Below are 12,458 nucleotides of genomic sequence, written 5' to 3' on the forward strand. Positions count from 1 at the left end.
CGGTGAGCGCCGTTGCGGTGCCCCTGCCGGTGCTCAGTGACCCCGACACGGCGGGTTTCTGGATGGCCGCGCAGCGGGGTGAGGTGGCCGTCTGTGCGTGCGCCAACTGTGGTGCGGTCCTGCATCTGCCCCGCTCGTATTGTCACACCTGTCGGTCGTGGATTGTCGAGTGGAAGCCGGTGTCGCCCAAGGCTAGTCTCGTTTCCTGGACGGTGGCCGAACATCAAGTGCATCCGGCCTTTCCGGTTCCCTACACGCTGGTTCTGGTCGCGCTCAACGATGCGCCGGAGGTGCGATTGGCGGGCTACCTGGAGGGCAGGCCGGCGTTGAAGTCGGGTCTGCCGATGAAGGCGGCCTTCGTGCGGCCGGCCGACGGTGTAACTCTGGTCAACTGGATACCTGACGTGGATCTTTGAAGCCCGAATTATGTTGCACCATATGAATTTACCGTTGATGCGCCCGGGTGAGTCGACTCATTAACGTGGTGGCTGTCAGTCGCCCCTTTTCTAACACAACACAGGAGTACACGACATGAGCAATGAGGCCGTGGTTCGCGCCTTCCTCGAGGGTCTGGAACAGCCGATCTCCAAGGTGCCCGACCATCTCCGGAGGTCGATGACCGAAGACGCCGTCTGGGGCAACTCGGGATTCCCGCCGGCCGTCGGGCTCCAGGACATCGCTTCGAAGCACGAAATGAGTGCTGAGGTCTTTGGCGATTATGTCCTCACTGCCGAGATCCTCCACATCGCCGAGGGCGCCGATGGCGTGGTGTTCACCGAGCGCATGGACGTCGGACGTACCCAGGAAGGCGAGGAACTCCTGACCGTTCCGGTGACCGGAGTGTTCGAGGTGCGTGACGGAAAGATTGCCCGCTGGACGGACTACTTCGATCCGCGTGGGCTGCTCAACGCGCTGTCGGCGCTGCCGGACGTCGAGGCCTACTTCACCGGCAAGAAGTAGCCCAACGCACCTGGCCGTTGTGGCGAGGTTGTCAGCTTCCTCGGCAGCTTCGCCGCACAGCCAGACCAGCACCTCCCGGCGACGTCTATCAGTGGGGAATCACCATGCGCCACATAATCATCTCGGGTCAACGATGACGCGTCTGTTGATCGACGGCATATTGCGCGAAGCAGCTGATGGCCGGACATACGCCAACATCAACCCCGCCACCGAGAAATCGATCGGTCAAGCGCCCAACGCCGGCGCGACCGATGTCGATGCCGCAATCAGCGCCGCCCGGAGAGTATTCGACGCCCAGCGGTGGTCGCAGGACCACGCATTTAGAGCACATTGCCTTCGTCAACTGCACCAAGGTCTGGTTGCTGACCGAGAGCACCTGCGGCGCATCCAGATCGACGAGGCAGGCGTTCCGGTCGCGCTGACACATTCGATCTGGCTCGACACGATCCTCGACGCGGTCTCCTACTGGGCCGACCTCGCCGAAACCTATCCGTACGAAACGCATATCGCGGCACGCGCGACTCTGGCCGGCGTGACGTCACAACGCATGGTGATCCGCGAGCCGATCGGTGTGGTCGCGGCGATCACCCCGTGGAACTTCCCGCTGCCGCTCAACATCTTCAAGGTGGCCGCGGCCTTGGCGGCGGGCTGCACGGTCGTCTTGAAGCCAGCCCCGGACACGCCGTGGTCTGGAACAGAGCTCGGCCGCATCATTGCGGAAAGCACCGACATCCCACCCGGAGTCGTCAACGTGGTAACCGGCATGGAGTCCTCGATCGGTCAGGCGCTCGTAGCCGATCCGCGGGTGGACATGATCACCTTCACCGGCTCCACCGAGGTGGGCAAGCGGATCATGGCGTCGGCGGCCAACAACGTCACTCGGGTATGTCTGGAACTTGGCGGCAAGTCGGCGAACATCGTTCTCGATGACGCCGATCTGCCGTCGTTGGCGGCCGGCATCGCCGGGGTGTGCTCCCACGCCGGTCAAGGATGTGCGCTTCCGACGCGCCTGCTGCTGCCGCGAAACCGGTACGACGAGGGCTTGGCGGTCGCTCAAGCGGCGTTCGAATCGGTCGCGTGCGGCGATCCCAATGACCCGAATGTCATTGTCGGGCCGGTGATGAACGCCAGGCAGCGAGCCCGGATCCTCAGCATGATCGAGAAGGGGAAACACGAGGCTCGCCTTCTGGTCGGCGGCGGCACCCCCGAAGCGATGCCGGTCGGCTATTACGTGGAGCCCACGCTGTTCTGCGATGTCGATCCCGACGCCGACATCGCCCAGGAAGAGATCTTCGGTCCAGTCCTGGTCGTGATTCCGTATGACAATGACGACCATGCCGTGGAGATCGCCAACAACAGCATCTACGGCCTGTCCGGGGCGGTGCAGGGTGGCGACGTTGATCGGGCCATGCGGGTCGCCCGCCGGCTGCGCACGGGAACCGTCGGCATCAACGGGGGAGTGTGGTTAGCAGCCGACACGCCGTTCGGTGGCTATAAGCAGAGCGGATCGGGTCGCGAACTCGGCATGGACGGCTTCGCGGAATTCCTCGAGACCAAGTCGATTGCGTTGCCGGCCTGATCGTGGCGGCCCTGTTCTGAAAGGAATTGCTGTGCAAGGCTTGATGCAGCATCGATCCCTGTCGCTACCGCACCTATTCCATCGCGCGGAGCGATATTTCAGTCATAAGAAGGTCGTGACCGCGACCGCCTCCGGCAACGTCGTTGTCTCGCGTGTCGGCGACATCGCCCAGCAGGTGCGGCGGCTCGCCGCCGCGTTCGACGAACTCGGTCTGGCGGCCGACGCTCGAGTCGGAACTTTCTGTTGGAACACCGAGCAACACCTGGCTCTGTATCTGGCCGCACCGTGCACCGGGCGCGTACTGCACACCATCAACATTCGGCTGTTTCCTGACCAGATTGCCTACATCGTCAACCACGCCGAAGACGAGATCATCTTCGTCGACCGTTCACTGCTGGATGTGCTCTGGCCACTGGCGGATGGTATGCCGACTGTCAGGTACTTCGTCGTCATCGACGACGGCTCGACGGATCAGATTCCGGACAACCCGCGGGTTCTCCGCTACGACCAGCTATTGGCGGAATGTGATCCCCAGCGTGGCGATTTCGTCGTCGATGACGAGAATCAGGCCGCAGCGATGTGCTACACCTCGGGCACGACCGGTAACCCGAAGGGAGTGGTGTACTCCCACCGCTCCACGGTGCTGCATTCGTTGACCATCCTGGCCGCTGACGTCATGGGACTGAGTGAGCGTGACGTGGTGATGCCCATCGTCCCGATGTTCCATGCCAATTCGTGGGGGTTGCCTTACGCGGCCTTGTTGGCAGGTGCCGACACCGTTCTTCCCGGACCGAACATGAGCCCGGATGCTCTGCTCACCCTGCTGTCCGACTACAAGGTCACCGTGACTGCCGCTGTACCCACGATATGGATGGGAATTGCCCCGCTGCTCGGTGAGCGTGACCTGAGCGCCCTGCGCTTCATCCTCAGCGGTGGATCCGCAGTGCCGAAGGCGTTGTCACAGCGGTACCGCGACGCCATCGGACACGGCCTCACTCAGATTTGGGGGATGACCGAGACCAGCCCGTTGGCAACCGTTTGTACCTCGCGGACCTACCACGACGGTCTGACCGAGGACCAGAAGGCCGAGGCGTTGTCGCGGCAAGGGCCGCCGGTGCCCCTGGTGAACCTGCGGGTGGTCGATCCTGACACCGGCCAGGAGATGCCTCGAGACAACAGCAGCACCGGAGAGGTCCAGGCGGCCGGTCCCTGGATCGCCGCCTCCTACTACGACAGCGACGACCACCATGCATCGTTCACCGACGACGGCTGGCTGCGCACCGGCGATGTCGGTGTGTGTGACCAACACGGATCGCTGCTTCTGGTCGATCGCACCAAGGACCTGGTGAAGTCGGGCGGCGAGTGGATCAGCTCGGTGCAACTGGAAAACGAGATCATGGCGCACCCCAAGGTCGCCGAAGCGGCCGTCATCGCGATACCGCACGAGCGGTGGGTTGAGCGCCCGTTGGCCTGTGTGGTCACCAAGCCCGGCGAATCGTTAACCGCCCAGGAGGTGATCGAACACCTGATCCCGCGGGTGGCGAAGTGGTGGCTACCGGATGCGGTGGAGTTCATCGATGCGGTACCCAAGACAAGCGTCGGCAAGTTCAGCAAGAAGAGGTTGCGCGACCGATTCAAAGACTACCGATTCCCCAGTCCCGAACCCGCCCAACAACACTGAAGGCGCAGACAATCGCACCACCGTGCGTCGTTTTGAGAAGGGAAACACGTGAAAAGGCTGATCTTCGAGCCCGAACACGATCAGTTGAGGCAGACCGCGAGAACCTTCGTCGAACGTGAAGTCGCTCCGAATGCGGCGAAGTGGGAAGCGAACCGGATCGTGGACCGCTCGGCCTATCGTGCCGCCGGGAGGTACGGCCTGATCGGCTTCAACATCCCCGAGGAATTCGGCGGCGGCGGCTCGGATGACTTCCGGTTCAACGCCGTCATCGTGGAGGAGATCGCGAAGTTCGGCTTCCTGACGCCGGCCTTGAGCGTCCACAACGACATCGTCGGTCCTTATTTCACGTCGTTGGGTACGCTCGCGCAGAAGGAGCGCTGGCTCCCGGGCTATGCGTCCGGAGAGCTGATCGGTGCCATCGCAATGAGTGAACCCGGGGCGGGAAGTGATCTCGCCGGGATCCGTACGACCGCTGTACGGTCGGGCGATGACTGGATCCTCAACGGGGCCAAGACATTCATCTCTGCCGGGATCAACGCCGATCTGGTCATCGTGGTGGCCCGCACCGATCCCGGTGCCGGCCGCAAGGGGTTCTCGCTGCTGGTGGTCGAGCGCGGCATGACGGGCTTCGAACGCGGCAGGAAGCTCGACAAGATGGGCCAGCCCGCACAGGACACCGCGGAATTGCACTTCACCGATGTGCGAGTGCCTGCCGGAAATCTCCTCGGCGAGCAGAACCGCGGGTTCTACCATCTGATGGCCAACTTGCCGTCGGAGCGGTTGTCTATTGCGATCGCGGCGGTCGCCGGGGCGCGCGAAACATATCGTCAGACACTGCAGTATGCGAAGGAGCGGACGGCCTTCGGCCAGAGCATCGGCAGCTTCCAGCACAACCGGTTCGTCTTGGCCGAACTGGACACCGAGCTCGACATCGCCGAACAATACGTGGATCGCTGCTTGCGGGCGGTCGTGGATGGCGAGTTGACGGCAGTCGATGCAGCCAAGGCCAAATGGTGGTGCACCGAGCTGGCCAAGCGCGTCATAGACGCATGCCTGCAATTGCACGGCGGCTACGGATACATGAATGAGTACAAGGTCGCCAAGGACTTCGTCGATACCCGCATCCAGACGATCTACGGTGGCACAACCGAGATCATGAAGGATTTGATCGGTCGCAGTCTGGGCCTATGAGTCCAGCGTCGGTACCGGTCGTCTGTGAAGTGTGGATCTACGGACCCCGACGGTGCTGCTGGGTGATCACCGTGCGCCGAGCCGAACGTGGCTGTGCACAGGACGGCCGTAGCTTGCGCCATCTGAACTCTGAGCCCTTTCTGCGACATTGGCCCGAAGTTACGTTGAGCAGGACAACCATGTTGCGCTCAGAAGGCAAGCGCTGCTGGAGAGATGGAGACCATCGTGATCTTTGACTTCGATCAGCATCTTTTCGAGTATCCGAACATGTGGCTGGATCACATCGATCCGGACAAGAAGGAACTCGCGCTGGAAATGACACGCGACGAACTCGGCTATCCGTGGCTGTGGTCGCGGGCAACCAACCAGCTGATGTGGATCTACGCCAAGACCGTGCCGGAGGACGGCTTCGTGTCGTTCTTCGGTCCCTGGCAGAACTGGAAGGATCGCAAGCCGGCCGAGATCGACTATGTCGCAGACATGCCCGCCTCGTGCACCGACGCCAAGGCGCGCGTCGAGCAACTGGACCAGCTCGGCGTGGACAAGACGATTCTGTTCCCGCATTTCGGCGCGGTGTGGGGCCGATATGTCCACAACCGACTGGACATCATTCGCGCCAACCTGAGCGCGTGGAACCGTTGGGCGGTGCAAGTGCGTCAGGAGGGCGCTGGCCGCTTGGAGCCGACAGGGCATGTGACGCTGCGCGGTGGTGACCTGGGCTGGCTCGAAAACGAGCTGGCCTATCTTGGTAGGAACGGCATCAAGGCGGCGTTCGTCTCCTACGGCCTCGTCGACGGCCGGCGGATGTCCCATCCGGACCACGACCGGGCGTGGAAGGCCTTCCTGGACAATGGGATCGTACCGGTATTCCACATCCAGGACGCCGACGTGCGGGCCAGCGGCCTGGAAGAAGGCTGGTTCATCGACTCCGGTGATCCACTGTTCTGTGCCCTCGACATGGTCTTTTCTCATCTCGGGGTTCAGGTTGCCGCGGCAGACCTGATCTTGAACGGAGTCTTCGACAAGTTCCCCGATCTGAGGTTCGCCACCGTCGAGCTCACCGCAGGCTGGATCAATGGGCTCATCGGGATGAGCGCGGAGGGTATCCCGGGCAGCACCGGCAACGTGGTGAACGGTCCCGGCCTGGATATCTCGTATCGTTACGAGGCCATCGCGCGGCGGAATTCGGTGCAGTTGAAGCGGCAGCCCAGCGAATACCTTCTCGACCACTTCCGCAGCACGGTCAACCCGATGGAACCCATCGCCACTTACGTCACCGAGACGGGATACGAGAACAATGTCATGTTCGGTAGCGACTGGCCCCACAGCGAGGGCTTCGCGAACCCCTTGACGACTTTCGGTGCGGTGACCGAAAGCCTCACTACCGAGCAGAACGCCAAGTTCTACGGCGGAACGGCCGCGGAGCTCCTCGGCGTCGCCTGATACCGACGCCCTCACAGCGAAGCCGCCCAGGACAACCTGGGCGGCTTCGCTGTGCCTGTGCCAAAACGGGTTTGGCATTGCTGTCGGCTCGCTGCGCAGTCGTCATCTGAAATTGGTCACATTGCTTGCCCTATGCCGCCGAAGTGTACTTATCCCAGGCCTCGGTGCTTGGGCACCGTCGAAGGATGTCACACCGAGACATTGTATTGCAGTCGATCAGCACAGAAGGGCCGCCTCAATGACGTCGACCATCGAACCGCAGATGAACTCCGAATATCGGAGCAAGGGAAAAGAATTCGGCATACCGGAGCGGTACACCTCAGCAGAGTTTGCGCGTCTGGAGAACGAGAAACTCTGGCCGAAGGTTTGGCAGGCCGCCTGTCGGATCGAGGAAGTGGCGAATCCAGGCGACTACTGCGAGTACACGATTGCCGACCAGTCGATATTGATCACCCGTACCACGCAAGGTGAGATCAAGGCGCTGTTCAACGCGTGCCAACACCGCGGAATGCGACTGAAGGAGGGGCGTGGTTCGTGCTCCGAGATTCGGTGTATGTCCCATGCCTGGTGCTGGAATCTCGACGGTTCCCTGAAAGAGGTCATCGACCCGCAAGACTTCGATCCGGCCGCCGTCGCTCCAGATGAACTGCATCTTCCGGAATGCAAGGTCGAAGTCTGGGCTGGCTTTGTCTTTATCAACATGGATCCCGACGCAGTGCCGCTGAAGGAGTATCTTGGTCAAGCGGCCGGTCGGGTGGAGAAATTCGGTGTGCAGAACATGGTGTGCACCCGTCTGCGGAGCACCGTGATCAAGGCGAATTGGAAGCTCTGTCACGAGGCATTCGTCGAGACGTATCATGCCATCGGCACGCACCCGCAGTCATTGCGGTATCTCGACGACACCGGGATGATCTTCGAGCAGTACGGCGATCACGGAATGCACAGAATCGCGCCCGGTCACATGGGCAAGCCGAGTGCGCGGCTGGCGGCCGAGGATATCGACCGGCGTGATGTGTTGCTCGCTTTGATGGGGGATCTCGCCGAGTTCGACTTCTATAACGACGAGGACGTCTCGCAGGCGAATGCTCTCATCGAGACCGTCATGGACCTTCCCGAGGAAGTGACGGTGGGGACGTTCTTCGCCGGCCTTCGTCGTCAGCAGGCGGAGGCCGAAGGTGTGGATCTGAGTGCCTACACCGATGCCGATTTGTTGGCAGGCGAGCTTTGGAACTTGTTCCCCAACGTGACCATTCCGTGTAATGCCGGCAATGCGCTGTCACTGAGGTTCCGGCCAAATGGTCTCAACCACGAGGAGTGCATCTTCGACGTCTTCTACTTGAAGCTGTTCCCGGCGGGTGCCACGATCCCAGCGATGGAACATGAGTTCTACCCGGATTGGCAAGAGACCAAGGTGTGGGGAACAATCATGACCCAGGACTTCACCAATCTACCCAAATGGCAAGCGGGAGTTCACTCTCGGGGTTATCGCGGCCCGGTGTGGGGCAGGCCCGACGGCAACGTGGCCAATCTCCACCGGGTGATCTCGGAATACTTGGCAAAGTGACTCGTCGGATCATCTCGACGAACGCTCGGACTCACACCGTTGCTGTCGAACCGCGCGGAATCCTCCTGGAGGTCAACGAGGGCGAGTCCGTCATGGCGGCCGCGGAACGCTCTGGCTACCACTGGCCGACGTTGTGTCACGGCGACGGAACCTGCTCGATTTGTTGGGTTGAGGTTACCGTGGGCGGCGAACACCTCTCGGCCGCAACTGATGCCGAGCTCGCGACGCTGAACCTGCTGTCGCCGAGGCTTCGTCAGTCGCGAGAGGTGCGCCTCGCGTGCCAACTGCGGGTCACCGGTGACGCGGTGGTCCGCAAGCCGGGCGTACGACCAGTGGCCGAGGAGGAAACTCCTTCAGTGAACGCATCGGTGGCGGAGTGAGACTGTGCCAGAAGGTATGACAGTCGATGATCGGGCGTGGGACCCGACTTCCGGGGTCGGGTTGACCGCCACCGAGGCGGCCGCGGCCAGAGCCGCAGCGGGTCGGCGAGTGGCGGCGCTGATCGAGGATCCCTACGCGGAGATGTTCGTCCGGGCGGTCGGCATCGACGTGTTTGTGGAGCTGGCATCCGGCGACACCGCCGCGCGGGATTGCGGATTCGCGTTGCCGCGCATGGTCGACTGGGTCAGCGTGCGGACGAAGTATCTTGACGACTACTTCGCCGAAGCTCAGGCGGCAGACGTTCGACAGGTGGTCATCCTGGGTGCGGGCCTGGATTCCCGGGCATTCCGATTGGAATGGTTGCCCGGCACTGCTGTCTACGAGCTCGATCAGCCGCGGATGGTGGATTTCAAGACCGCAGTGGTCGATTCGCACGGTGTGCGCCCTCGCGCCGGCCGCTTCTCGGTGCCGGTAGACCTTTGCGGGGACTGGGCGACTCGGTTGCTCGACGCCGGATTCGAGCCCGAGTTGCCGACCGCATGGTGTGCCGAAGGCCTATTGCCTTACCTGCCGCCTGATGATCAGGTCGCCCTTCTCGACACGGTGACGACACTGAGCGCTCCGGGAAGTCGGTTCGCCGCAGATACGGTCGATGATCTGCACTACCTCACGGCTGAGATCGCGCGGTCGATGCGGCAAAGTGCCCGGCCGCGCGAGATCAGCGTCGAGATCGATGCACCCACGCCTGCATCTGCTGCCGTGGCTCAAGACGTCATCGAGTATCTGGCACAAGAACACGGGTGGGACTGCGCCGCGACTTTGGCCCCGGCCCTCTTCGAGGTCTACGGGGTAGCGGCGCTCGCGCCGTCGGAACATGCGATCTTCCAACGTATCCGGTTGGCGAAGGCCGTTCTGGTGATCTGAGCGCGGTGCCGATGTCGGCAACTGGAGGTATTTGAAATATCGGCGCTTCCTCGGTGGGCCGGGGACCCCGAGGGTGTAGTGCAGACGTCTGAAGGAGAGAAACGACATGGATAGTTCGGTGCGCCTCGAGTTGTATCGGATGATGCGCCTCATTCGGATTTACGAGGAGAGCATCCTCCGTGAATACCATGCGGACAAGAAGCCCAGCTTCGACATTGCCAAAGGCCAGATCCCCGGCGAGATGCACCTGTCGACCGGCCAGGAGCCCGTTGCGACGGGATTCTGCGCCCACTTGCGTCGGGACGACGCGATCACTGGTCCGCATCGGCCACACGGCTGGGCATTGGGCAAGCACGTGGATATCAACAAGATGACCGCGGAGATCTTCGGCAGGATCGCCGGTCTGTGCCGAGGCCGCGGGGGCCACATGCACCTGTTCGACAAGGAAACCCACTTCTCCTGCTCGGGCATCATCGCCGAGGGGTTGCCGACGGCCCTGGGGATTGCCATGGCGTTCAAGCGGCAGGGAAGCGACGCCGTAGCAGTCGCCGTGACGGGTGATGGTGCCGCCAATCAGGGCGCCTTTCACGAATCGCTCAACCTGGCCGCGCTCTGGAAGCTACCTGTGGTGTTCGTGGTGGAGGACAACGGCTGGGGCGTGTCGGTGTCCAAGGCAGAGTCCACGTGTATCGCTTCGAACGCGGATCGTGCTGTGGCGTACGGCATGCCAGGGGTGCTCGTGAAGGACAACGCGGTGGAAGCCGTCTACGCCGCGGCCGGCGAAGCGATCGAACGCGCGCGCACAGGAGGCGGGCCGACGCTGATCGAGGTGGAGACACTGCGACTGTGGGGCCATTTCGAGGGTGATCCGCAGCTCTACCGGCCCGACCTGGACTCAGTGGCTTCCCACGATCCGATTCCGACCTACGAACGCGAGCTGCGCGACGCTCTGGTGCTCACCGACGACATCGTGTCGCAGACCACCGCTTGGGCCGTCGAACGGGTGGAAAGCGCCATCGCATTCGCCAAGAACTCGCCCGCGCCGGACCCGGTTACCGCGCGTGACTACCAGTTTGCCTAGCCGTCCACCACTGCCGAACAGGAACCCGACTATGACCGCGACCGTAAGTTCAACCAGAAAGCTGACCGTCGCCAAAGCGATCGTGGAAGCGATCGGTTCCGAGATGGAGCAAGACTCGTCGATCTTCGTCATGGGTGAAGACATCGGAAAGTACGGGGGAGTCTTCGGCCAGACAACCGGTCTTCTCGATCGCTTCGGATCGGAACGGATCATCGACACGCCGATCTCGGAGACCGCGTTCATCGGCGCCGCCGTCGGGGCGGCGATCGAAGGAATGCGACCGATCGTCGAGCTGATGTTCGTCGACTTCTTCGGCGTGTGCATGGACCAGATCTACAACCACATGGCCAAGATCCACATGCTCTCCGGCGGTGAAATCAACGTGCCCCTGGTCTTGATGACGGCGGTCGGCGGCGGCTACTCCGATGCCGCGCAGCATTCCCAGTGTCTCTGGGGCACTTTCGCGCATCTGCCCGGAATGAAGGTCGTCGTCCCAAGCTCGCCCGAGGACGCCAAGGGCATGATGATCGCCGCGATCCGCGACGACAACCCGGTGGTGTACATGTTCCACAAGGGCATCATGGGGTTGTCCTGGATGTCGAAGTCCCGTCGTTCGCTGGGTCCGGTGCCGCGGGAGCCCTATGAGATCGAATTGGGCAGAGCCAAGGTTGCGCGGCCTGGGCGGGACGTCTCGATCGTGACCCTGTCGTTGTCCGTACACCATGCGCTGGACGTCGCCGACGAGCTGGCGCGGGACGGGATAGAGTGCGAGGTACTGGATTTGCGCAGTCTCGTGCCCTTGGACACCGAGGCCATCATCGAAACCGTGGCCAAGACCGGCCGGCTCTTGGTGGTCGACGAGGACTACGAGTCGTTCGGACTGTCCGGCGAGATCATCTCCCGGGTTTCGCTTCACGATCCGAGTCTGTTCAAGGTGGCGCCCGCGCGGGTCTGTGTACCCGATGTGTCGTTGCCGTACGCGCGGCCGCTGGAGATGGCGGTACTTCCCACCCCCGAGCGTATTCGCGCTGCGGTTGTCGAAATGATGAGGAAATAGAAAACACTATGGCGGAAGTCCTTTTTCCACCCATGTCCGAGAACGATCCAGAGGCCGAGGGTGTGGTTTCGACCTGGTTCGTCGCCGAGGGCGACCAGGTGCAGGAGGGTGATCTCATCGCCGAGGTAGCCGTCGACAAGGCGGATATGGAAATTGTTGCGCCCCAGTCAGGTACCATCTCGCTGCTGGTAGCCGAAGACCAGGCCGTCACGCAGAACAGCCCCATCGCGACCATCTCCTAGATGAGCGTCGAGCCGGGCCACCGCAAGCTGCTGCGTCTGGAGGTCCGTAACGCCGAGACGCCGATCGAGCGCAAGCCGCCGTGGATCAAGACCCGGGCGCGCATGGGCCCCGAGTACACCGCACTCAAGAGCCTGGTCAAGCGTGAAGGTTTGCATACCGTGTGCGAGGAGGCGGGCTGTCCCAACATCTTCGAGTGCTGGGAAGACCGGGAGGCGACATTCCTCATTGGTGGCGAGCAGTGCACCCGACGTTGTGATTTCTGCCAGATCGACACCGGTAAGCCCGCCGAGCTCGATCGCGACGAGCCGCGGCGGGTGGCCGAGAGTGTGGCCGCGATGGGGTTGCGCTACGCGA

General features: G+C 62.4%; 12 protein-coding genes and 1 pseudogene. All 13 read left to right on the top strand.

Translation table 11 applies throughout. From position 1 onward, the window contains the following. The first annotated feature begins 2 nt into the window (after positions 1–2). The gene (locus HPC46_RS16330; protein ID WP_325096688.1) at positions 3–416 is read left to right on the top strand and encodes a Zn-ribbon domain-containing OB-fold protein; all 414 of its coding nucleotides are present in this window, start codon (positions 3–5) and stop codon (positions 414–416) included. Positions 417–531: 115 nt separating this feature from the next. Beyond that, positions 532–960 (top strand): limonene-1,2-epoxide hydrolase family protein, encoded by a 429-nt coding sequence (locus tag HPC46_RS16335; RefSeq protein WP_179471633.1) that lies wholly within the window; start codon positions 532–534, stop codon positions 958–960. A gap of 133 nt (positions 961–1,093) precedes the next feature. Beyond that, on the top strand, positions 1,094–2,539 hold the full coding sequence (locus HPC46_RS16340; RefSeq protein WP_179471635.1) for an aldehyde dehydrogenase family protein: 1,446 nt from the start codon (positions 1,094–1,096) through the stop codon (positions 2,537–2,539). Positions 2,540–2,582: 43 nt separating this feature from the next. Next, positions 2,583–4,220, top strand: coding sequence for a long-chain fatty acid--CoA ligase (locus HPC46_RS16345; protein ID WP_218894242.1), 1,638 nt, complete (start codon positions 2,583–2,585; stop codon positions 4,218–4,220). 48 nt (positions 4,221–4,268) lie between these two features. Further along, positions 4,269–5,411 carry an acyl-CoA dehydrogenase family protein gene (locus HPC46_RS16350; RefSeq protein ID WP_179471639.1) on the top strand — a complete coding sequence of 381 codons (1,143 nt, stop codon included), beginning with the start codon at positions 4,269–4,271 and terminating at the stop codon, positions 5,409–5,411. Positions 5,412–5,636: 225 nt separating this feature from the next. Beyond that, positions 5,637–6,854 (top strand): amidohydrolase family protein, encoded by a 1,218-nt coding sequence (locus HPC46_RS16355; protein WP_179471641.1) that lies wholly within the window; start codon positions 5,637–5,639, stop codon positions 6,852–6,854. 238 nt (positions 6,855–7,092) lie between these two features. After that, positions 7,093–8,418, top strand: a complete 1,326-nt coding sequence (locus HPC46_RS16360; RefSeq protein WP_179471643.1) for an aromatic ring-hydroxylating oxygenase subunit alpha — start codon at positions 7,093–7,095, stop codon at positions 8,416–8,418. Continuing rightward, on the top strand, positions 8,310–8,798 hold the full coding sequence (locus HPC46_RS35530; protein ID WP_179471645.1) for a 2Fe-2S iron-sulfur cluster-binding protein: 489 nt from the start codon (positions 8,310–8,312) through the stop codon (positions 8,796–8,798). Before HPC46_RS16360 ends, HPC46_RS35530 begins: the two co-directional genes overlap by 109 nt. 16 nt (positions 8,799–8,814) lie before the next feature. Continuing rightward, positions 8,815–9,723, top strand: a complete 909-nt coding sequence (locus tag HPC46_RS16370) for an SAM-dependent methyltransferase (RefSeq protein ID WP_179471647.1) — start codon at positions 8,815–8,817, stop codon at positions 9,721–9,723. Between the two features lie 106 nt (positions 9,724–9,829). Further along, positions 9,830–10,804 carry a thiamine pyrophosphate-dependent dehydrogenase E1 component subunit alpha gene (locus tag HPC46_RS16375; RefSeq protein WP_179471649.1) on the top strand — a complete coding sequence of 325 codons (975 nt, stop codon included), beginning with the start codon at positions 9,830–9,832 and terminating at the stop codon, positions 10,802–10,804. Positions 10,805–10,835: 31 nt separating this feature from the next. Beyond that, on the top strand, positions 10,836–11,861 hold the full coding sequence (locus HPC46_RS16380; protein WP_179471651.1) for an alpha-ketoacid dehydrogenase subunit beta: 1,026 nt from the start codon (positions 10,836–10,838) through the stop codon (positions 11,859–11,861). Positions 11,862–11,893: 32 nt separating this feature from the next. Beyond that, complete coding sequence (locus HPC46_RS16385; protein WP_233716457.1) at positions 11,894–12,103, top strand: DUF2118 domain-containing protein; 210 nt, start codon at positions 11,894–11,896, stop codon at positions 12,101–12,103. Beyond that, positions 12,104–12,458, top strand: a pseudogene (locus HPC46_RS16390) (lipoyl synthase); the annotation flags it as partial.

Origin of the sequence: Mycolicibacterium vinylchloridicum, from assembly GCF_013404075.1 — a bacterium.
GTDB lineage: Bacteria > Actinomycetota > Actinomycetes > Mycobacteriales > Mycobacteriaceae > Mycobacterium > Mycobacterium vinylchloridicum.